We start from the raw sequence: 21,067 nt of genomic DNA on the forward strand, positions 1-21,067 counted from the left end.
CATTAGGCTCGTCAATGCGCAAAATTCACGCCAGTGTCATATTTGTGAGCTAGCCTCTAAATCATTTGTACAAAAATAGTCAGTCAGAACAGCTATCTCCACGGCTAAAAAAATAAAAAAACCGCCCCGGGCAGTGAGCCAGGGGCGGCATAATTTACAATTATTTAAGCTTATGGGATGCGTTTCAGCTCTTGAGCAATAGCCGTCGCTTCCTGACTCCAGGCGTTGGCAAGAACCTTCACCATCTCATCGTAGCCGTCTTTAGTCTGTACAGCTTCGATGTGGAATGGACGTTTGATCAGTTGTCCCTGATGATTCAGCAACCATTCTCCACTCACGATAACCTTACCATCGTAACGACCGTGGAAGCCGGTTACGGTGACGTTCAGCGTGTCCTGAGTGCTTCCCAGCGGCTGCGAAGCAACAACCCAGCCAGGCAACTGCATGCTGAGGTTAGCAACCAGCGTATTGCGCAATTGCTGATCTAATGGGCTGGCCCAGAGATTATTATTGGCTATAACATATTGCACATCGCTGGTCTGGTAAACCACCCCATTACCGGCCAGATAATCAGGTACCGCAATCTGTTCAACCCACAGCAGACGGTTTCCCTGATTGGCGGAGCTCTGCACACCGCCTTGTGCGATAGGGAGCTGGTAATAGCTTTTATTCTCTCCGCTGGAGCTGCATGACGTCAGCCAGACCGCCATCATCACCACTAGCCACTTTTTCATTGTTTCGCCCTCTTCGGCTCTGGATCTTTTTTGTCCTTCGCTTCAAATACCAGCGCATTACTCTTATCGTTCAGCGTTTTCAGTACCGGTTGCAGTTCACGTAGCACCTGATCAAGACGCTGCATATCTGCCACCATCTTGTTGTAGGCCGCGGAACCAGGCTGGAAGCCCTGCATGCTACGATTTAGTTCACGCAGCGTGTTCTGCATATCCGCCGGAAGATCCTGCATCGACTGGCTGGACGTGATCTTGTTCATGTTATCCAGCGTGGTTTGCAGATGCTTCATCGTGCGCTGGCTTTCCGACAGCGTATTGGTTGCCTGCTCAATCATCGGGTTCAGCGGCAGATTATTAATCTTATCCAACGCTTCCATCAGACGCTGTTGGATCTGCGCCAGACCACCGCTCACGGTCGGAATAATTTGATAACCATTAAATTCACGCACACCAGTAATCGGCGGCTCTTTCGGGTAGAAGTCGAGATCGACATACAGCGCGCCGGTCACCAGGTTCCCGGTTTTGAGCGATGCCCGTAATCCGCGTTTAAGCAATTCCGCCAGATGAGCACCAACATCAGTATCTTCGCCCAGCTGCGCCTTCAGACGTTCTGGTTCGATGCGTACCAGCACCGGAATGCGGTAATCATTGTTGAACACCTGGCGCATATTCGGTGAGAAGAAAGGTACTTTACTCACCGTACCCAAGCGGATGCCACGGAATTCCAGCGGCGCACCAGGCTGCAGGCCACGAATCGAATCTTTAAAGAACATCAGATAATCGATATGATCGGTATACAGTGAATCCTGAATACTTTTTTGATCGTCATAAAGATTAAACGCTGACTGTTGTGCGACCGGCTCGCCCTGCTCTAAACCTTCTGGCACATCAAAACTTACACCACCGCCAAACAGCGTGGAGAGCGAACCCATTTCTACGCGCATACCTGCTGAGGTAAGATCTACGGCGATCCCGCTGTCTTTCCAGAAACGCACATTACTGGTCACCAGACGATCGTTAGGCGCATTAATGAAAAGCTGATAGCTGATCGTACGCTTTTGCGCATCAAATGTGCTGGTTTCAACCGAACCTACACGATAGCCGCGAAAAAGCACCGGATCGCCCGGACTCAACTGACCGGCTTTTTTGCTGTCCAGAATCACACGGATCCCTTTTGCATCTGGCGGGGCCAGCGGCGGTGAATCCAGCAGTTGGTAATTTTCCAGCTTACTGCCTTTATTGCCAGGCTGCAGTTCAATATAAGCCCCGGACAATAGCGTGCCGAGCCCACTTATACCTTCACGTCCAACCTGCGGCTTCACCACCCAAAAGACAGAATCTTTATGCAGCAGCTTTTCCATTCCGGAGTTAAGACGCGCTTTAATCTCCACATGGGTCAGATCATCCGTCAGGGTTGCGCTCTCAACGATGCCGACGTCTACACTGCGGCTCTTAATCGTCGTTTTGCCCCCTTCAATACCTTCGGCATTGGTGGTAATAAGCGTGACCTGTGGCCCCTGATGACTGTAGTGATAAAACAGAACCCACGCGCCAATGAGTGCAGTGACGATAGGAAATATCCACACGGGCGACCAGTTTTTTACCTTTTGCACTTTGGCTTCCCCACTTTTAGATTCCATGCTGTCAGGACTCCTCATGGCCTGGTTCTGGTTCACGATCCCACGACAGACGCGGATCAAATGTCATCGCAGAAAACATTGTCATAATGACGACTAAAGCAAACATCAAAGCACCCATTGCAGGATAAATGTTCATTAACCCTCCCATGCGCACCAGCGCAGAGAGTACCGCAATCACAAATACGTCGATCATTGACCAGCGACCGACAAATTCCACAACTTCATAAATCAGGTGCATACGTTCACTGTCGCGTTTGCCGTGCCCTTTGGCGTCCCAGCATAGCCAGGCAATGGCGATCATTTTCAACGTCGGCACCATAATACTGGCGATAAAGATAACCGCAGCCACCGGATACGAGCCTTCGCTCCAGATTAAAACCACCCCCTCAAGTATGGTTGACGGCAGCTTTGACCCGAGCAAATCGGTAATCATAATCGGCAGAATATTGGCAGGAAGATAAAGCATGATTGACGTAAACAGTAATGCCAACGTCCATTGCAGACTGTTTTTACGCCGCACATAACCTTTCGTCTGACAACGTGGGCACACCCGTTCATCAGCGGGAAGTATTGCAGTGCAGCAAGAGCAGGAACGCAGTCCCTGTCGAATACCAGGCACGCCAGGTTTTAAGGCCTGCTTTATGACAGGCATTGGCGCAATATCATCCCATAGCCAGCGACGGTCAACGCACTGAAATGCACGCAACTGTAAAACGCAAAAGAAGCACCACGGAATAAAGCTGCTGCCCACGCCGATATCGCCGTAGGCCATCAGCTTAACAAAGCTCACCAGCACGCCGGCGAGGAAGATTTCTGCCATTCCCCAGCTTTTTAACTGAAACAAAATGCGCGCCAGCCATGCTTTAAGCCGCTCGGGCATCTGAACCCGGTTTACCAGTAGCAGGATCGTCAGCAGGCAAAAAGCCGGAACCAGCTGAACGAATAAGATAAAGAAGGTGCCGAGACTGGCGTAATCTTCAGAAAAGAGCACGCTGGGAATTTGCAGCAACGTCACTTCACTACTCACCCCTGCGACGTTCATATTCACAAAGGGAAAGAGGTTTGACAGCAGCAGCATAAATAGTGCGGCTAAAACATAGGCAGTGGGACGCTGCCGGGGCGCGTCCCACTCAACGGTTAACGTAGTGCCACATCGTGGACATGCCGCTTTCTGACCATGCTCAAGGCGAGGTAACGCCACCAGCATGTCACACTGCGAGCACAAAATATGCTTCGCGGCATGGTGATGTTCGCACATAGGTGCTCCTTTAATTATGCGCCATTCTTCAAAGACTCAAGATACTCCCAGCGCTCAAAGGCTTGCTCAAGTTCTTGTTCCGCTTCGTTCAGATTCGCTAACACCTGTTGCGTTTGCTCGTGAGGCTGACTGAAAAACGCGGCGTCAGCAACCTGAGCCTGTAAGGCTTCCAGCTTAGCTTCCAGTTCTTCAAGCAACGCGGGGAGCTGCTCCAGTTCGCGCTGCAGTTTATAGCTTAGTTTGCTGGTGCCGCGTTTGACAATTTCTGCTTTAGGAGCAGCTGGTTCCTCTGTTTTTTTCGCAACTGGCTGCTTAAACGCCACATACTGCGATTGCTGACTGCGCGCATCATGATAGCCGCCGACATAACGACCAATTTTACCGCCGCCTTCGAAGATCCAGCATTCGGTCACGGTATTATCGACAAACTGACGGTCGTGGCTCACCAGCAGCACGGTGCCCTGGTAGCTATCAATCAACTCTTCGAGCAGTTCCAGCGTTTCGACGTCAAGATCGTTCGTTGGTTCATCGAGAATCAAAAGATTGCTGGGTTTCAGAAAAAGACGTGCCAGCAGTAGGCGATTACGTTCCCCGCCAGAGAGCGCACGCACTGGTGTCATCGCGCGTTTCGGATGGAACAGGAAGTCCTGCAGGTAACCCAGCACATGGCGAGGTTTACCGTTAACCATCACCTCTTGCTTACCTTCAGCCAGGTTGTCCATCACGGTTTTATCGGGATCCAGTTCGGCGCGGTGCTGATCGAAATAGGCCACTTCCAGTTTGGTACCGACGTGAATGCGTCCGCTGTCAGCCTGAAGCTGACCTAACATCAACTTCAGCAGCGTTGTTTTGCCGCAGCCGTTAGGTCCGATTAGCGCGATCTTGTCGCTACGCTGCACCTGCGCGGAGAAATCTTTCACCAGCTGCTTTCCGTCAACCTGGTAATCCACATTCTCCATTTCGAAAACAATCTTGCCTGAACGGCTAGCCTCTTCGACTTGCATCTTCGCTGTGCCCATCACTTCGCGACGTTCGCCACGCTCGCGACGCATGGCTTTCAGTGCGCGCACGCGACCTTCGTTACGCGTACGACGCGCTTTGATACCCTGACGGATCCAGACTTCTTCCTGCGCCAACTTGCGGTCAAATTCCGCGTTTTGTAACTCTTCTACGCGCAACGCTTCTTCTTTATCCAGCAGATACTGATCGTAACTCCCCGGATAGGTCACCAGCTTGCCGCGGTCAAGATCGACAATACGCGTCGCCATATTGCGGATAAATGAACGGTCATGGGAAATGAAAATAATTGTCCCATTGAAGGTTTTCAGGAACCCTTCCAGCCAGTCAATGGTTTCAATATCCAGGTGGTTCGTCGGTTCATCCAACAGCAGCACGCGCGGGTTGCTCACTAACGCGCGGCCCAGCGCCGCCTTACGTAGCCAGCCGCCGGAAAGCGATGCCAGCTCCATGTCTGCTTCCAGGCCAAGCTGTTCCAGTACTTCATTAATACGGTTTTCCAACTGCCACAGATTGTGGTGATCCAGCTGTTCCTGAACCTTCGCCAGTTCTTGGAGGTTTTTATCACTCGGATCGGCGATCACCAGATGCGAGATATCGTGATAACGCTTGAGGTAAACCGCCTGTTCTGCAATCCCTTCGGCGACAAAATCGTAGACGCTACCCTGCACGTTGCGCGGCGGATCCTGCTGCAGACGCGCCACAACCAGATCCTGCTCATAAATAATACGCCCATCGTCAAGACCCTGTTCACGGTTCAGGATCTTCATCAGCGTCGATTTGCCCGCGCCATTACGGCCAACCAGACAGACCCGCTCGTTATCTTCGATATGCAGTTCAGCATTATCAAGAAGCGGGGCATCGCTGAACGACAGCCATGCACCATGCATACTGATTAATGACATTTAATTTTCCTTTCAGGCTGCGGTAATCAGCCAGCAATTGTGGATCTGACGGTTACGGGCAAAGTCCTGGGAAAGCGTTTTTTGGGTGATTTCTTGTGCTTTCAATCCCAGTTCAGCCAAACCGTCGAGATCCATACGGAACCCACGTTTGTTGTTGGAGAACATGATCGTGCCGTCTTTACGCAGCAGACGTTTCAGATCTTTCATCAGCGCCAGATGATCGCGCTGCACATCAAACGAGTCTTCCATACGTTTTGAGTTAGAGAACGTCGGCGGATCGATGAAAATCAGATCAAACTGTTCATTGGCATCACGCAACCAGCCCAGGCAATCGGCCTGAATTAAACGGTGAGCGCGACCGCTCAGGCCGTTCAGACGCAGGTTGCGTTCCGCCCATTCCAGATAGGTACGCGACATATCAACCGTCGTGGTGCTACGCGCACCGCCCAATCCTGCATGTACGCTGGCGCTGCCGGTGTAGGAGAACAGGTTAAGGAAGTCCTTACCTTTACTCATCTGCCCCAGCATACGGCGCGCAATACGGTGATCGAGGAATAAACCCGTATCAAGGTAGTCAGTCAGGTTCACCCACAGGCGCGCGTTGTACTCGCTTACCTCAATGAATTCACCCTTCTCATTCATCTTCTGATACTGATTCTTGCCTTTCTGGCGTTCACGGGTTTTCAGCACCAGTTTATTGGGCGCGATTTCCAGTACTGACAGCGTTGCGGCAATAATGTCAAACAGGCGTTGACGCGCTTTTTGTGCATCAACTGTCTTCGGTGGAGCATATTCCTGAACCACGACCCACTCACCGTAACGATCCACAGCAACGTTGTATTCCGGCAGGTCAGCGTCATACAGGCGATAACATTCAATGCCTTCCTGACACGCCCATTTTTCCAGTTTCTTGATGTTCTTGCGCAGGCGGTTAGCATAATCTTCCGCGACCGTGGCAGGCTTGCTGTCCGCGGTGGTCTCTGCAACGTGATAGTTTTTCTGCACACAATCCAGCGGGCCGTTTTTCGCCTTGAACTGCTTGTCGGCACGTAATTGCAGGCTGCTGAGCAGATCCGGAGAGGCGCTGAACAGCGACAAATTCCAGCCGCCAAACTGGTTTTTCATCGTACGGCCCAGCAAGCTGTGCAGGGCAATCAGCGCCGGTTCGCTATCCAGACGTTCGCCGTAAGGCGGGTTACTGATAACTGTCCCATACGGTCCTTTCGGCAACGGATTGCTCAGTTTGGCGACATCTTTAACGTCAAACGTCATCAGATCGGCGATACCGGCGCGGCGAGCGTTACTGCGCGCTTTTTCAATCACTCGCGCATCGCTGTCGGATCCATAAAAATGCGAGGTATAGTCAGCCAGTCCCTTACGCGCACGCACCTGCGCTTCGGCTTTAACTTCTTGCCAGACGGCTTCGTCGTGCTGCGCCCAACCGCTGAAGCCCCAGTACCCGCGGTGCAGGCCCGGCGCGCGATCGGTTGCCCACATCGCCGCTTCAATCAGCAGTGTGCCGGAACCACACATCGGATCGAGTAACGGGGTTCCCGGTTGCCAGCCAGAACGCATAACAATAGCGGCGGCCAGCGTTTCTTTAATCGGTGCCTGACCCGCGCGATCGCGATAGCCACGCTGGTGCAAACCATCACCGCTCAGATCGAGCGCAATGCTGGCGGTATCTTTGTTCAACCAGACGTTGATGCGCAAATCCGGAGATTCACGATCCACATTCGGACGCGGCATATTTTTACGGGTAAATGCATCGACAATCGCATCCTTGACCTTTAGCGCACCGTACTGGCTGTTACGAATGGTTTCGTTCAGGCCGCTAAAATGAACGGCAAACGTAGCACCAGGGTTAAATATCTCTGTCCAGTCGATTGCCTGAACGCCGAGGTACAGATCAAGATCGCTGTAGACCTTGCACTCTCCCATCGGCAGGATAATGCGCGAGGCCAGGCGACTCCACATCAGGCTCTGGTAAACAAGCCGCGTGTCGCCCTTAAAATGGACCCCACCCTGAACGACCTGACACTCCAGCGCGCCGAGGTTTTCCAGTTCAGTTTTTAACAGCTCTTCCAGCCCGCGGGCCGTACTGGCAAACAGAGAATTCATAATGTCACTTTTACTCCGAGAAAATTGCTGCGCATTATAGCTAATATGGGCTGTATGTCATAAAGTTGAAGGCTTATTTTCATTCGAGGGGCTGTACAGTGGTCACGTTAACCCGACTTTTTATTCATCCGGTTAAATCAATGCGCGGCATTGGGCTTACGCATGCCCTGGCAGATATTAGCGGTCTCGCCTTTGATCGCATATTTATGATCACTGAACCTGACGGAACGTTCATAACCGCCCGCCAGTTCCCACAAATGGTCCGTTTTACGCCTTCCCCATTCCACGATGGGCTGCATCTTACGGCTCCAGACGGCAGCAGTGCGCTCGTACGATTTGCCGACTTCGCCACCCAGGATGCGCCAACTGAAGTATGGGGAAATCATTTTACCGCGCGCATTGCGCCAGTGGCTATTAACCAGTGGCTTAGCAGTTTTTTCTCCCGTGACGTGCAGCTACGCTGGGTCGGTCCGCAGCTGACGCGCCGTGTAAAACGACATGTTGATGTTCCTTTATCCTTCGCTGATGGTTATCCCTATCTGCTGGCCAACGAAGCATCCCTGCGCGATGTGCAACAGCGCTGTCCGGCAAGCGTCAAAATGGAACAGTTTCGCCCCAATCTGGTGGTTTCAGGAGCTGGCGCCTGGGAAGAAGATACCTGGAAAGTGATTCGTATTGGCGACGTCATTTTTGATGTTGCAAAACCCTGTAGCCGCTGTATTTTCACTACCGTTAGCCCGGAAAAAGGCCAGAAACACCCATCCGGCGAACCGCTCGCAACACTGCAAACCTTCCGTACTGCGGTAGATAATGGCGATGTCGATTTCGGCCAGAATCTTATCGCACGCAACAGTGGCGTTATTCGCGTCGGCGATGAGGTAGAGATTTTGGCAACCGGCCCCGCCAGGGCGTACGGCGCAGCGGAATTAGACGACACTGCACCCGAACAACAACCTGATGCCACGGTGCTTATTGACTGGCAGGGACAGACCTTTCGCGGAAATAATCAGCAGGTATTGCTTGAGCAGTTGGAAAACCAGGGTATCCGGGTTCCCTATTCATGCCGGGCAGGCATTTGTGGATGCTGTCGAATTCGACTGGTAGATGGCGAAGTTAGCCCGTTGAAGAAATCAGCGATAGGGGACGACGGAACGATTCTGTGCTGCAGCTGTGTTCCCAAAACAGCAATCAGGCTGGAGAGCTAAACCGCCTGCTCAAGGCTGAAACTGTCAACTACTGCCTGCGGTTTCAGTCTGTCATTCATTATTTTAATCGCATCGCCAAGCTGCATCGTACGCCCGGCGATAACCACACCAGGTTGCGCAAGCAGACAAAGCGCGGCGTTTTCACCCGGCTCAACCACTAACAGGTTTACCTGTTCATCGGTATCGCTTAAATCAACACAGGCAGCGTCACCCACGACCGGTGACCAGTTAATACCGTGTGCAACAAAGTGCCAGCTTTTCGGCATCTGCGGTTTGAGATAACGAATCGCCACCAGCGCATTGAGCACCAGTTCCGCTTTTTGTTCTTTGGCTAAATCCAGGTAGCGACATTTTTCTTCAAAGGAAAAATAAAGCGCGGCGTCATCAACACAAAAACCTGACGGAGAAAATGCATCAGGAGTGAGCATTTTACGAGCAAAACGCGAACGGAATAACATGCCATTGGCTAAATCGAGCATCATACGATCGTGCTCTTCATCATAATACCAGCGCCAGTTATCGTCGGGTTTAATTCGCATCAGTTTCTCTCCTTTCCTTAATCATCACCGTTACGACAGTATCCTTTTGCCGCTTCGTTTATTGCCCTAATAATAAAAGCTCAGAATGTTTAAATAAGCAACAGTAAAGGAATATAAAACAACCAGGGCTAGAAATAAAGCCCTGGTTTGTGATTAAGGTAGCATTCAGATATTGCTGACGATTTCTTTTATCAACGGCGGACCTTTAAAAATAAAGCCCGAATAAATCTGTACGAGGGTGGCACCAGCAGCTATTTTCTCACGTGCAGCAATCACCGAGTCGATACCACCAACACCAATAATCGGCAGCTGGCCTTTTAATTCCTGAGACAACTGGCGAATAATTTCTGTACTTTTTAATTGTAACGGTCGACCGCTCAGGCCACCCATTTGATCGCAATTTTTCATTCCTTGAACGAGAGAACGATCGAGCGTAGTGTTAGTCGCAATTACGCCATCAATATTATGACGAACTAAACTGTCAGCAACCTGGATCAGTTCTTCCACAGAAAGATCCGGCGCGATCTTAACCGCCACTGGAACATATTTATGGTGGATCGTTTGCAGATCATTTTGCTTATTTTTAATTGCCGTCAGGAGATCGTCTAGCGCCTCGCCGTATTGCAGCGTACGTAATCCCGGCGTATTCGGTGAAGAGATATTAATCGCGATATAACCCGCATAAGCATAGACTTTTTCCATACAAATCAGATAGTCATCTTTGCCGTTCTCTACTGGAGTATCTTTATTCTTACCAATATTAATCCCCAGAATACCGTCAAAATGCGATTTTTTAACGTTCTCAACCAGGTTATCAACCCCGTGGTTATTAAACCCCATGCGGTTGATCAAACCTTCTGCATCGACCAGACGGAACAGACGCGGTTTATCGTTACCCGGCTGTGGACGTGGCGTCACGGTACCAATCTCAATGGAACCAAATCCCATCGCGCCGAGCGCATCAATGCACTCCCCGTCTTTATCCAGTCCGGCAGCAAGCCCGAGCGGATTTTTAAACGTCAACCCCATACAGGTAACCGGTTTTGCCGGTACTTTCTGGCGCACAAGCGCTTCAAGCGGTGTGCCGGTAATGCGACGTAATTGCTGGAATGTCAATTCATGAGCGCGCTCTGGATCGAGCTGAAAAAGGGCTTTACGAACGAAGGGGTAGTACATGAACTCTCCTGGATTCCCGGTGTGCAAACCGGGGGCGTATTATGTGCGATCGCGAGCAAAAAGGGAATTGACCTGCGGCAATAAATAGCAATCGTTTTCCTGGCCCCTGCCTTTTTATTCAATTTCCAACTTTTCTATCCCGTATAAATCATTTCGATAAACAAAATCTCTCTGCCAGACTGCATAAATTGTTATCAATGTTAAGCAAAAGCAAACAATTAGTTATAAGGGGAGATTAAAATTATGCGCGTCATTACTCTGGCGGGAAGCCCACGCTTTCCCTCTCGCTCCAGCGCGTTACTGGAATATGCCCGAGAAAAACTAAACGGTCATGATGTCGAAGTCTTTCACTGGAACCTGCATAACTTTGCCCCGGAAGACCTAATCTATGCCCGTTTTGACAGTCCGGCGTTGAAGACATTTAGCGAACAATTGCAGGATGCAGACGGGCTGATTGTCGCCACGCCGGTCTATAAAGCCGCTTACTCTGGCGCCCTGAAAACCCTGCTCGATCTGCTCCCCGAGCGAGCGCTGGAAGGGAAAGTAGTTTTGCCGTTGGCTACCGGCGGCAGCGTGGCGCATTTGCTTGCCGTCGATTACGCGCTGAAACCGGTACTGAGCGCATTAAAGGCCCAGGAGATCCTGCACGGTGTGTTTGCCGATGATTCGCAGGTCATTGATTATCAACATAAACCTCAGTTTACGCCCAACCTTCAGCAGCGTCTGGACAGTGCGCTTGATACCTTCTGGCTGGCGTTGCATCGTCGCGATGTCCAACTTCCTCAACTGAACACCCTGCGAGGTGCCGCCCATGCTTGATCTTCTCAAGCGTCACACGTCATGGCTGGCACTGAGTGGGTTGTTGTCGTTGTCAACTCTGGGGCATGCCGCAGAATCGGCCCCCGATGCCCTGCGTATTGGTTACCAGAAAGGAAGCGTCAGTATGGTGCTGGCCAAAAGCCATCAGCTACTGGAGAAACGCTATCCGCAGACTAAAATCTCGTGGGTCGAATTCCCGGCTGGGCCGCAAATGCTGGAAGCGCTCAACATCGGCAGTATCGATCTCGGCAGCACCGGTGATATTCCGCCAATTTTCGCCCAGGCTGCCGGAGCCGATCTGGTTTACGTGGGCGTCGAGCCGCCCAAGCCGAAAGCCGAAGTGATTCTAGTGCCGAAAAATAGCCCGATCCAGAGCGTCGCGCAGCTTAAAGGACATAAAGTCGCCTTCCAGAAAGGGTCCAGCGCCCACAATTTACTGCTCCGGGCGCTGCAGCAGGCCGGACTGAAATTTACCGATATTCAACCGACCTATCTGACTCCCGCCGACGCGCGAGCAGCCTTTCAGCAAGGAAACGTTGATGCATGGGCTATCTGGGACCCCTATTATTCCGCCGCGTTACTGCAAGGTGATGTACGCGTGCTAAAAGACGGCTCAGACCTCAAGCAAACCGGTTCGTTTTATCTCGCCGCCCGTCCCTATGCCGAGAAAAATGGCGCATTTGTTCTTGGCGTACTGGATACCTTTAGCCAGGCCGATGCGTTAACCCTCAGCCAGCGCCAGCAAAGTATTACCCTGCTGGCCAAAACCATGGGACTGCCAGAACCGGTGATTGCGTCTTATCTGGATCACCGTCCGCCAACCACCATTGTGCCAGTCAACGCCTCTGTTGCAGCCCTGCAACAACAAACCGCCGATCTGTTTTATGACAACCGTCTGGTGCCGAAAAAAATCGATATTCGCCAGCGTATCTGGCAACCCACTCAGCAGGCAGGAGAAAAATTATGAGTCTGAACATGTTTTGGTTTTTACCCACCCATGGTGACGGTCATTATCTTGGAACGGAAGAAGGTTCGCGCCCTGTCGATCACGGTTATCTGCAACAAATCGCGCAAACGGCCGATCGTCTTGGGTTTACCGGCGTTCTGATCCCAACAGGTCGCTCTTGCGAAGATGCCTGGCTGGTCGCCGCCTCGATGATCCCGGTCACCCAGCGATTAAAGTTTCTGGTCGCGCTGCGTCCAAGCGTTACCTCGCCAACGGTTGCCGCACGTCAGGCTGCAACGCTCGACAGACTCTCAAATGGCCGGGCGTTATTTAACCTAGTGACCGGCAGCGATCCACAGGAGCTGGCAGGCGACGGCGTGTTCCTCGATCACACCGAGCGCTATGAAGCCTCTGCTGAATTTACTCAGGTCTGGCGGCGCTTGCTGCAAGGTGAAACGGTGGATTTCAACGGCAAACATATTCACGTCCGCGGCGCGAAGCTGTTTTTCCCTCCCGTACAACAACCCCGACCACCGCTTTATTTCGGCGGCTCGTCTGATGTCGCACAAGATCTTGCTGCAGAACAGGTTGATCTCTACCTGACCTGGGGCGAGCCGCCCGAACAGGTGAAAGCGAAGATTGAACAGGTGCGGGCCAAAGCAGCGGCGCTCGGGCGTAAGATCCGCTTCGGTATTCGTCTGCATGTGATCGTACGAGAGACAACGCACGAGGCATGGCAGGCAGCGGATCGTCTGATAGCCCATCTGGATGACGACACCATCGCCAAAGCCCAGGCCGCCTTCTCAAAAACGGATTCGGTTGGTCAGCAGCGAATGGCTGCACTGCACAACGGTAAACGCGACAAACTGGAAATTAGCCCGAACCTGTGGGCAGGGGTAGGACTGGTACGCGGTGGCGCAGGGACCGCACTGGTTGGAGACGGTCCTACGGTCGCAGCACGTATTAACGAGTATGCCGCGCTGGGAATCGACAGCTTTGTGCTGTCCGGCTATCCGCATCTGGAAGAAGCGTACAAGGTTGGTGAGCTGCTGTTCCCGCATCTGGATGTCGCGATACCAGAAATTCCGCAACCGCAGCGCCTGCAACAGCAAGGCGAAGCGGTTGCAAACGAATTCATCCCGCGCAAAGTCGCACAAAGCTAAGGAGCGGCTAATGGCAACGACGAAAAACGGATGGTTATTGCGCCTCGCGCCCTGGTTTTTACCGGTAGGTCTGGTGGCGCTCTGGCAGCTCGCATCATCAATGGGCTGGCTGTCCAACCGCATACTGCCCTCTCCGGAGGGTGTTATCGAAGCCTTCTGGACGCTTTCCGCCAGCGGCGAGCTTTGGCAGCATCTGGCCATCAGTTCCTGGCGCGCGCTGATCGGATTCTCCATCGGTGGATCGATTGGCCTGACGCTGGGACTGATCAGCGGTCTTTCGCGTTGGGGAGAACGCCTGCTGGATACCTCGGTGCAGATGCTGCGTAACGTACCGCATCTGGCACTGATCCCGCTGGTGATTTTGTGGTTCGGCATTGATGAATCCGCCAAGATCTTTCTCGTTGCGTTAGGCACGCTGTTTCCGATTTACATCAACACCTGGCATGGGATCCGTAATATCGATCGTGGGCTGGTAGAAATGGCGCGTAGCTATGGGTTGTCCGGCTTTTCACTGTTTGTTCATGTCATCCTCCCTGGTGCCCTGCCCTCAATTATGGTCGGCGTGCGTTTCGCTCTCGGGCTGATGTGGCTGACACTTATCGTCGCAGAAACCATTTCAGCCAATGCCGGTATTGGCTACCTGGCGATGAACGCCCGCGAATTTCTGCAAACCGATGTGGTTGTGGTGGCCATTATTCTCTACGCCTTACTCGGCAAACTTGCCGACGTCAGCGCCCAATTGCTGGAGCGAGTCTGGCTGCGCTGGCACCCGGCTTACCATATAAAGGAGGCTACCGTATGAATACCGCTCGCTTGAACCAAGGTACGCCGCTGTTGCTGAGCGCCGTGACAAAACAATACGCCGCCAATACGGTGCTCAATCAGTTAGATTTGCATATACAGGCCGGGCAGTTCGTTGCCGTGGTTGGCCGCAGCGGTGGTGGTAAAAGCACGTTGCTGCGTCTGCTGGCAGGGTTGGAGTCGCCCACCTCAGGCGCATTACTTGCCGGAACCACCTCACTGGCGAAAATTCAGGATGATACGCGTATGATGTTTCAGGATGCGCGTCTGCTACCATGGAAGACGGTTATCGATAACGTCGGTCTGGGTCTGAAAGGTCACTGGCACAATGCGGCCCGAGATGCGCTGGCCGCCGTTGGACTGGAGAATCGTGCTCAGGAGTGGCCCGCAGCGCTTTCTGGCGGACAAAAACAGCGCGTGGCCCTGGCCCGGGCATTAATTCATCGCCCTAGTCTGCTGCTGCTGGATGAACCCCTCGGCGCACTGGATGCCTTAACCCGCCTTGAAATGCAGGAGCTGATCGTCTCTTTATGGCAAGAGCACGGCTTTACCGTACTGTTGGTCACCCATGACGTCAGCGAAGCGGTAGCAATGGCCGATCGCGTTTTGCTGATTGAGGACGGAAAAATCGGGCTGGATTTAACGGTGGATATTGCACGACCTCGCCGGATTGGTTCCGTGCGTTTGACAGAACTGGAAGCCGAGGTGTTGAACCGGGTGATGCAGCGTGGCGACAATGAAGTTCAGCTACGCAAGCAAGGTTAAAAATGCCGGATGGCGCTACCGCTTATCCGGCCTACGCGTGAATGGTAGGCCGGACCCATCCGGCAATATTATCAGGCTAACGCTTTAGAGATCTTTTCGAACAGATCGCCTGACAGATTCTCCAGACCTTTCAGCTGTTCCAGCGCCGCACGCATCTTCGCCTGACGTTTTGCATCATAACGTTTTAAGCGAATCAGCGGCTCAATCAGACGTGACGCCACCTGCGGGTTACGGCTGTTGAGCTCAGTCAGCATGTCAACCAGGAACTGATAACCGCTACCATCTTCCGCATGGAATGCTGCCGGGTTGCTGCCCGCGAAGGCACCGATCAGCGAACGGATGCGGTTTGGGTTACTCATGCTAAAAGAGCGATGCTTCAACAGGCCGCGTACCGTTTCCAGCACGTTTCTAGCCGGGCTGGTGGATTGCAGGATAAACCATTTATCCATCACCAGACCGTCATGGTGCCACTTATTGTCATACTCCTGCATCAACGCGTCACGACAAGGAAGCTGCGCCGCGACTGCCGCGGATAGCGCCGCCAGCGCATCGGTCATATTGTTCGCTTCATGGTACTGCTTGCTTACCAGCGTGTCAGCCAGATGGGTTTCGCCAAAGGCCAGGAAACGCAGGCAGGCGTTACGCAGCGTACGCTTGCCAATATCGGCATGCTCAACGCGGTACTCATCGAGATGATTAGCGTTATAGATGGCGAGGAATTCATCCGCCAGCTCGGCCGCCAGCGTGCGGGTTAACGCTTCGCGAACTTCGGTTATCGCCACCGGATCAATGATGTCGAACAGTTCGGCAATTTCATTTACTGAAGGCAGCGTCAGGATCTCTGCCGCCAGCGCCGGATCGATTTTCTCATCCAGCAAAACTGCGCGGAATGCATCGGCCACGTGTACCGGCAGCGACAGCGGTTGTCCCTGCTGATGGCGGGCAACGTTGAGCTTAATGTAGGTCGCCAGCAGGCTTTGCGCCGCGTCCCAACGAGAGAAATCATTACGCGCGTGACGCATCAGGAAGGTCAGTTGCTGATCGCTCCATTTATATTCCAGTTTTACCGGCGCGGAGAATTCGCACAGCAGCGCCGGAACCGGCTGGAAGTAGACGTTATCAAAGACAAACGTCTGCTCTGCCTGGGTGACGTTGAGTACGGAATTCACCGGGTGCCCGCCTTTTTGTAGCGGGATCACTTTCCCTTCGTTGTCATACAACTCGAGAGCGAAAGGAATATGCAACGGCTGTTTTTCGGCCTGATCCGGCGTGGTCGGCGTGCGCTGGCTAATGGTCAGCGTGTACTGTTCAGTTGATGGGTTATAGTCATCACGCACGGTCAGAATCGGCGTACCGGACTGACTGTACCAGCGGCGGAAATGGGAGAGATCAACGTTAGACGCATCTTCCATCGCCTGCACAAAATCATCACAGGTTGCAGCGCTACCGTCGTGACGCTCAAAGTACAGCTGCATCCCTTTCTGGAAGTTAGCCTCACCCAGCAGGGTGTGGATCATACGAATCACTTCCGCACCCTTCTCGTACACGGTCAGGGTATAGAAGTTGTTCATTTCGATGACCATATCCGGGCGGATAGGATGCGCCATCGGGCTGGCGTCCTCAGCAAACTGCAGACCGCGCATGGTACGCACATTGCTGATGCGGTTTACCGCACGTGAGCCGAGATCGGAACTGAACTCCTGATCGCGGAACACAGTTAAACCCTCTTTCAGGCTCAACTGGAACCAGTCGCGACAGGTCACGCGGTTGCCGGTCCAGTTATGGAAATATTCGTGACCGATGACGCGCTCAATATCGAGGTAATCTTTGTCGGTGGCGGTATCGGTACGCGCCAGCACGTATTTGGAGTTAAAGATGTTCAGACCTTTATTCTCCATCGCGCCCATGTTGAAGAAATCCACAGCGACAATCATATAGATGTCGAGGTCATACTCGAGGCCAAAGCGCTCTTCATCCCATTTCATGGAGTTTTTCAGCGAGGTCATCGCCCATGGCGCGCGGTCCAGGTTACCGCGATCGACGTACAGTTCCAGTGCTACTTCACGCCCTGAGCGGGTAGTAAAAGTATCGCGCAGGACGTCAAAATCACCGGCCACCAGCGCAAATAAATAGCACGGTTTCGGGAATGGATCCTGCCACTGAACCCAGTGGCGACCATTTTCCAGTTCACCCTGCGCCACGCGGTTACCGTTGGAGAGCAGGAACGGATATTGCGTTTTATCGGCGATTATTTTGGTAGTAAAACGCGCCAGCACGTCCGGGCGATCAAGATACCAGGTAATATGGCGGAAACCTTCTGCTTCGCACTGGGTACACAGCGCATCGCCTGACTTGTACAGCCCTTCCAGCGCGGTATTCGCCGCTGGGCTAATTTCATTCACGATACGCAGCGTAAAACGTTCCGGCAGTTGATTGATGACCAGAGCGCCCTCTTCTTCTCTATACTCTGTCCACAGCTCGTCGTTTACGTGGATCGACACCAGGGTCAGATCTTCGCCATTCAGGCGCAGGGGCGCGTCGGACGCGCCATGACGGACAACCTGGCTCACTGCGGTGACCACGGTTTTTTCAGCATCCAGGTCAAAGGTCAAATCAATATCAGTAATCTGGTAATCCGGCGCACGATAGTCGTGACGGTATTTGGCTTGTGGCTGTTGTGTCATAAAAAAACCTTTAGCATCTTTAATAGAGTCTCGGCTTCAGTCTATTCCTGTTGCGTAAATCGCGCTACGCAGAATGTTCATCTTTTCAGGCACAAACACCCTTTTTGCTACATTTTTATAACACGTGGCACGAATTGCCCTCGACCAGAAAGAGAGCTTATGGTGTGATCGGGGTTCAATAAATCGCTAAACAGGGTATACTCCAGCGGTTTTCTTAGTTGTTTATTGTACTAAACGCTCCCGTGAGAGGATGCTACTGCGCACCTATGACACAATTCGCTTCTCCTGTTCTGCACTCGCTGCTGGATACAGACGCTTATAAGTTGCATATGCAGCAAGCCGTTTTTCACCACTACTATGACGTACAAGTAGCGGCTGAATTTCGTTGCCGTGGCGATGACCTGCTCGGTATTTATGCCGATTCTATTCGTGAGCAGGTGAATGCTATGCAGCGCCTGCGACTGCAGGAGGATGAGTACCAGTGGCTCTCCAGCCTGCCTTTCTTTAAAGCTGATTACCTCACCTGGTTACGTGATTTCCGCTATAACCCGGAACAGGTTTGCGTCACCAATGATAACGGTAAGCTAAACATCCGCTTAACCGGTCCGTGGCGTGAAGTGATCATGTGGGAAGTCCCGCTGTTAGCGGTGATTAGCGAACTGGTACACCGTTACCGCTCACCTGAATCAGGCGTCCCGCAGGCACTCGATGAGCTGGAAAGCAAACTAGTAGAATTCTCTGCTTTAACAAAAGATGTCGATATGTCCCGCTTCCATTTGATGGATTTCGGTACGCGTCGTCGTTTTTCGCGCGAAGTACAGCAGGCTATCGTTAAACGCCTGCAGCAAGAGCCCTGGTTTGTCGGCACCAGTAACTACGATCTGGCCCGCCGCCTGTCATTAACCCCAATGGGTACGCAGGCGCATGAGTGGTTCCAGGCTCATCAGCAAATCAGTCCTGAACTTGCCACCAGCCAACGTGTAGCCCTGGCCGCCTGGTTAAATGAGTATCCTGATCAACTCGGCATTGCATTGACCGATTGCATCACCATGGACGCATTTTTACGCGACTTTGGCGTTGAGTTTGCGACCCGCTACCAGGGATTACGCCATGACTCAGGCGATCCGGTGGAATGGGGTGAAAAAGCCATCGCCCATTATGAAAAACTGGGTATTGATCCGCTGAGCAAAACGCTGGTCTTTTCAGATAACCTCGATCTGAAAAAAGCGATTGAACTCTACCGCCACTTCTCTTCCCGCGTACAGTTGAGTTTTGGTATTGGGACACGGCTAACATGCGACATTCCACAGGTTAAGCCGCTTAATATCGTAATTAAGCTGGTGGAATGTAACGGCAAACCAGTGGCGAAGTTATCTGACAGCCCGGGTAAAACCATCTGCCACGATAAAGCATTTGTTCGTGCACTGCGCAAAGCCTTCGATCTCCCGCATATTAAAAAAGCCAGTTAATCCTTCCAGGGAGCCATTTTGGCTCCCTTATTCGCGTTTATTTCCGAAATCTTTCACTCCAGCTACGAATTCTGCTTGTCTGATTGCAGATGCCAGGTAACATAGGTATCCCCCCCATTATGGGTGGACATGTGTTTATATATCCGACTATTAACAGAGAGAATATTATGAGCGTTGTGCCTGTAGCCGACGTACTCCAGGGCCGCGTAGCCGTTGACAGCGAAGTCACCGTGCGCGGATGGGTGCGTACCCGCCGAGATTCAAAAGCTGGCATCTCCTTCCTCGCCGTTTATGACGGTTCCTGCTTTGATCCTGTACAGGCCGTCATCAATAATTCTCTGCCCAATTACAATCAGGACGTACTGCGCCTGACGACGGGTTGTTCAGTTATCGTAACGGGTAAAGTCGTTGCATCACCTGGACAAGGACAGAGCTTTGAAATTCAGGCCACTGAAGTTGAAGTCGCGGGCTGGGTTGAAGATCCTGATACCTACCCAATGGCGGCTAAGCGTCACAGCATCGAGTATCTGCGTGAAGTGGCGCATATGCGTCCGCGCACCAATATGATTGGTGCGGTAGCGCGCGTACGTCATACGCTGGCGCAAGCGCTGCATCGCTTCTTCCACGAGCAGGGTTTCTTTTGGGTATCGACTCCGCTGATCACCGCTTCCGATACGGAAGGTGCCGGTGAAATGTTCCGTGTTTCTACGCTGGATCTGGAAAACCTGCCGCGCAACGATCAGGGTAAAGTCGATTTCGATAAAGACTTCTTTGGTAAGGAAGCCTTCCTGACCGTTTCCGGTCAGTTGAACGGTGAAACTTACGCCTGCGCCCTGTCCAAAATTTATACCTTTGGCCCGACGTTCCGTGCAGAAAACTCTAACACCAGTCGTCACCTGGCAGAGTTCTGGATGCTGGAACCAGAAGTGGCGTTCGCTGACCTGAACGATGTTGCAGGCCTGGCTGAAGCGATGCTGAAATACGCGTTTAAAGCCGTACTGGCAGAGCGTGCAGATGATATGAAATTCTTCGCTGAACGTGTCGACAAGGACGCGATTTCACGCCTGGAACGTTTCATTGACGCTGACTTCGCGCAGGTGGATTACACCGACGCGGTAAGCATTCTGGAAAAATGCGGCAAACAGTTTGAAAACCCGGTTTACTGGGGTGTGGATCTGTCTTCCGAGCATGAACGTTATCTTGCTGAAGAGCACTTTAAAGCGCCGGTGGTGGTGAAAAACTACCCGAAAGATATCAAAGCGTTTTATATGCGCCTTAACGAAGACGGTAAAACCGTTGCTGCAATGGACGTTCTGGCTCCTGGAATCGGCGAAATCATCGGTGGTTCTCAGCGTGAAGAGCGTCTGGACGTGCTGGATGCCCGTATGCTGGAAATGGGTCTGAACAAAGAGGATTACTGGTGGTATCGCGACCTGCGTCGCTACGGTACCGTTCCGCATTCCGGCTTCGGATTGGGCTTCGAGCGTCTGATCGCTTACGTCACCGGCGTGCAAAACGTCCGTGATGTTATTCCGTTCCCGCGTACTCCGCGTAACGCCACCTTCTAAACGTGCGTTATTGTTTCAAAGGCCAGCATTGCTGGCCTTTTTTATACCCTTTTCATGTTATCTGGATACCCATCTCACGTTAAACACAACCTTTCAATCCCCTCCACCTGTTACGTAATATTTCATCGCAATACATTTGCACAAAAAATAACCAGTAATTTTATTGTGGATTAGCATTTTCTGATTAAATAGTACATTTTTTAGCCTTTCGCACGGCACTCCAGACGTCCAAAAATCGTTACCCGTAAAATCCAAACTTT

16 protein-coding genes are annotated in these 21,067 nt (G+C 52.2%); 8 read left to right on the top strand and 8 right to left on the bottom strand.

Translation table 11 applies throughout. From position 1 onward, the window contains the following. Nucleotides 1-170: 170 nt before the first annotated feature. Genes pqiC through rlmKL form a run of 5 tightly spaced genes read right to left on the bottom strand, consistent with a single transcriptional unit; the run spans nucleotide 171 to nucleotide 7,672 of the window. Complete coding sequence (gene pqiC / locus OGV85_RS21010) at nucleotides 171-734, bottom strand: membrane integrity-associated transporter subunit PqiC (protein WP_003035868.1); 564 nt, start codon at nucleotides 732-734, stop codon at nucleotides 171-173. After that, complete coding sequence (gene pqiB, locus OGV85_RS21015; RefSeq protein ID WP_003836843.1) at nucleotides 731-2,371, bottom strand: intermembrane transport protein PqiB; 1,641 nt, start codon at nucleotides 2,369-2,371, stop codon at nucleotides 731-733. The genes pqiC and pqiB overlap by 4 nt, the downstream gene beginning before the upstream one ends. Before the next feature lie 4 nt (nucleotides 2,372-2,375). Beyond that, the gene (pqiA, locus tag OGV85_RS21020; RefSeq protein ID WP_003035862.1) at nucleotides 2,376-3,629 is read right to left on the bottom strand and encodes a membrane integrity-associated transporter subunit PqiA; all 1,254 of its coding nucleotides are present in this window, start codon (nucleotides 3,627-3,629) and stop codon (nucleotides 2,376-2,378) included. Between the two features lie 14 nt (nucleotides 3,630-3,643). Then, the gene (locus OGV85_RS21025) at nucleotides 3,644-5,551 is read right to left on the bottom strand and encodes an ABC transporter ATP-binding protein (protein WP_003836846.1); all 1,908 of its coding nucleotides are present in this window, start codon (nucleotides 5,549-5,551) and stop codon (nucleotides 3,644-3,646) included. A 12-nt stretch (nucleotides 5,552-5,563) separates the two neighbouring features. Further along, nucleotides 5,564-7,672 carry a bifunctional 23S rRNA (guanine(2069)-N(7))-methyltransferase RlmK/23S rRNA (guanine(2445)-N(2))-methyltransferase RlmL gene (rlmKL, locus tag OGV85_RS21030; protein WP_061547832.1) on the bottom strand — a complete coding sequence of 703 codons (2,109 nt, stop codon included), beginning with the start codon at nucleotides 7,670-7,672 and terminating at the stop codon, nucleotides 5,564-5,566. 98 nt (nucleotides 7,673-7,770) lie between these two features. Between rlmKL and OGV85_RS21035 the strand changes: the two genes are divergently transcribed. Next, complete coding sequence (locus tag OGV85_RS21035) at nucleotides 7,771-8,877, top strand: YcbX family protein (protein WP_003836850.1); 1,107 nt, start codon at nucleotides 7,771-7,773, stop codon at nucleotides 8,875-8,877. Here OGV85_RS21035 and zapC read toward each other — a convergent pair. Together zapC and pyrD are read right to left on the bottom strand one after the other, a co-directional pair. Continuing rightward, the gene (gene zapC, locus OGV85_RS21040; protein ID WP_003035852.1) at nucleotides 8,874-9,416 is read right to left on the bottom strand and encodes a cell division protein ZapC; all 543 of its coding nucleotides are present in this window, start codon (nucleotides 9,414-9,416) and stop codon (nucleotides 8,874-8,876) included. The genes OGV85_RS21035 and zapC overlap by 4 nt on opposite strands. 165 nt (nucleotides 9,417-9,581) lie before the next feature. Further along, nucleotides 9,582-10,592, bottom strand: a complete 1,011-nt coding sequence (gene pyrD, locus OGV85_RS21045) for a quinone-dependent dihydroorotate dehydrogenase (protein WP_003035851.1) — start codon at nucleotides 10,590-10,592, stop codon at nucleotides 9,582-9,584. A gap of 243 nt (nucleotides 10,593-10,835) precedes the next feature. Between pyrD and ssuE the strand changes: the two genes are divergently transcribed. Genes ssuE through ssuB form a run of 5 tightly spaced genes read left to right on the top strand, consistent with a single transcriptional unit; the run spans nucleotide 10,836 to nucleotide 15,086 of the window. Then, nucleotides 10,836-11,411: an NADPH-dependent FMN reductase gene (gene ssuE / locus OGV85_RS21050; protein WP_003035849.1), complete on the top strand. Its 576-nt coding sequence runs from the start codon at nucleotides 10,836-10,838 to the stop codon at nucleotides 11,409-11,411. Continuing rightward, a complete protein-coding gene (locus OGV85_RS21055) occupies nucleotides 11,404-12,378 on the top strand; it encodes a sulfonate ABC transporter substrate-binding protein (RefSeq protein WP_061547831.1) in 975 nt (324 codons plus the stop codon). The genes ssuE and OGV85_RS21055 overlap by 8 nt, the downstream gene beginning before the upstream one ends. Continuing rightward, on the top strand, nucleotides 12,375-13,520 hold the full coding sequence (gene ssuD, locus OGV85_RS21060; protein ID WP_048219161.1) for an FMNH2-dependent alkanesulfonate monooxygenase: 1,146 nt from the start codon (nucleotides 12,375-12,377) through the stop codon (nucleotides 13,518-13,520). Before OGV85_RS21055 ends, ssuD begins: the two co-directional genes overlap by 4 nt. 10 nt (nucleotides 13,521-13,530) lie before the next feature. Continuing rightward, nucleotides 13,531-14,322 carry an aliphatic sulfonate ABC transporter permease SsuC gene (gene ssuC / locus OGV85_RS21065; RefSeq protein WP_061547830.1) on the top strand — a complete coding sequence of 264 codons (792 nt, stop codon included), beginning with the start codon at nucleotides 13,531-13,533 and terminating at the stop codon, nucleotides 14,320-14,322. Continuing rightward, nucleotides 14,319-15,086 (top strand): aliphatic sulfonates ABC transporter ATP-binding protein, encoded by a 768-nt coding sequence (gene ssuB / locus OGV85_RS21070; RefSeq protein ID WP_061547829.1) that lies wholly within the window; start codon nucleotides 14,319-14,321, stop codon nucleotides 15,084-15,086. The genes ssuC and ssuB overlap by 4 nt, the downstream gene beginning before the upstream one ends. A 71-nt stretch (nucleotides 15,087-15,157) precedes the next feature. On the opposite strand, the gene pepN is transcribed toward ssuB, so the two are convergent. Next, nucleotides 15,158-17,770, bottom strand: coding sequence for an aminopeptidase N (gene pepN, locus OGV85_RS21075; RefSeq protein WP_061547828.1), 2,613 nt, complete (start codon nucleotides 17,768-17,770; stop codon nucleotides 15,158-15,160). 266 nt (nucleotides 17,771-18,036) lie between these two features. On the opposite strand from pepN, the gene pncB reads away from it, so the two are divergent. Together pncB and asnS are read left to right on the top strand one after the other, a co-directional pair. After that, on the top strand, nucleotides 18,037-19,239 hold the full coding sequence (gene pncB, locus OGV85_RS21080) for a nicotinate phosphoribosyltransferase (RefSeq protein ID WP_061547827.1): 1,203 nt from the start codon (nucleotides 18,037-18,039) through the stop codon (nucleotides 19,237-19,239). A 167-nt stretch (nucleotides 19,240-19,406) separates the two neighbouring features. Beyond that, nucleotides 19,407-20,807 (top strand): asparagine--tRNA ligase, encoded by a 1,401-nt coding sequence (gene asnS / locus OGV85_RS21085; protein ID WP_003035832.1) that lies wholly within the window; start codon nucleotides 19,407-19,409, stop codon nucleotides 20,805-20,807. Nucleotides 20,808-21,067 lie beyond the last annotated feature (260 nt).

The organism is Citrobacter sp. Cf132, assembly GCF_030333885.1.
GTDB classification, from domain to species: Bacteria; Pseudomonadota; Gammaproteobacteria; order Enterobacterales; family Enterobacteriaceae; genus Citrobacter; species Citrobacter freundii.

Bases quoted from the DNA above. Each gene is read 5' to 3' on its own strand.
- OGV85_RS21055 (WP_061547831.1), top strand. From the start codon at position 11,404: ATGCTTGATCTTCTCAAGCGTCACACGTCATGGCTGGCACTGAGTGGG.
- ssuC (WP_061547830.1), top strand. From the start codon at position 13,531: ATGGCAACGACGAAAAACGGATGGTTATTGCGCCTCGCGCCCTGGTTT.
- ssuB (WP_061547829.1), top strand. From the start codon at position 14,319: ATGAATACCGCTCGCTTGAACCAAGGTACGCCGCTGTTGCTGAGCGCC.
- zapC (WP_003035852.1), bottom strand. From the start codon at position 9,416: ATGCGAATTAAACCCGACGATAACTGGCGCTGGTATTATGATGAAGAG.
- asnS (WP_003035832.1), top strand. From the start codon at position 19,407: ATGAGCGTTGTGCCTGTAGCCGACGTACTCCAGGGCCGCGTAGCCGTT.
- pepN (WP_061547828.1), bottom strand. From the start codon at position 17,770: ATGACACAACAGCCACAAGCCAAATACCGTCACGACTATCGTGCGCCG.
- pqiB (WP_003836843.1), bottom strand. From the start codon at position 2,371: ATGGAATCTAAAAGTGGGGAAGCCAAAGTGCAAAAGGTAAAAAACTGG.
- pyrD (WP_003035851.1), bottom strand. From the start codon at position 10,592: ATGTACTACCCCTTCGTTCGTAAAGCCCTTTTTCAGCTCGATCCAGAG.
- ssuD (WP_048219161.1), top strand. From the start codon at position 12,375: ATGAGTCTGAACATGTTTTGGTTTTTACCCACCCATGGTGACGGTCAT.
- ssuE (WP_003035849.1), top strand. From the start codon at position 10,836: ATGCGCGTCATTACTCTGGCGGGAAGCCCACGCTTTCCCTCTCGCTCC.
- OGV85_RS21025 (WP_003836846.1), bottom strand. From the start codon at position 5,551: ATGTCATTAATCAGTATGCATGGTGCATGGCTGTCGTTCAGCGATGCC.
- pqiC (WP_003035868.1), bottom strand. From the start codon at position 734: ATGAAAAAGTGGCTAGTGGTGATGATGGCGGTCTGGCTGACGTCATGC.
- pncB (WP_061547827.1), top strand. From the start codon at position 18,037: ATGACACAATTCGCTTCTCCTGTTCTGCACTCGCTGCTGGATACAGAC.
- pqiA (WP_003035862.1), bottom strand. From the start codon at position 3,629: ATGTGCGAACATCACCATGCCGCGAAGCATATTTTGTGCTCGCAGTGT.
- rlmKL (WP_061547832.1), bottom strand. From the start codon at position 7,672: ATGAATTCTCTGTTTGCCAGTACGGCCCGCGGGCTGGAAGAGCTGTTA.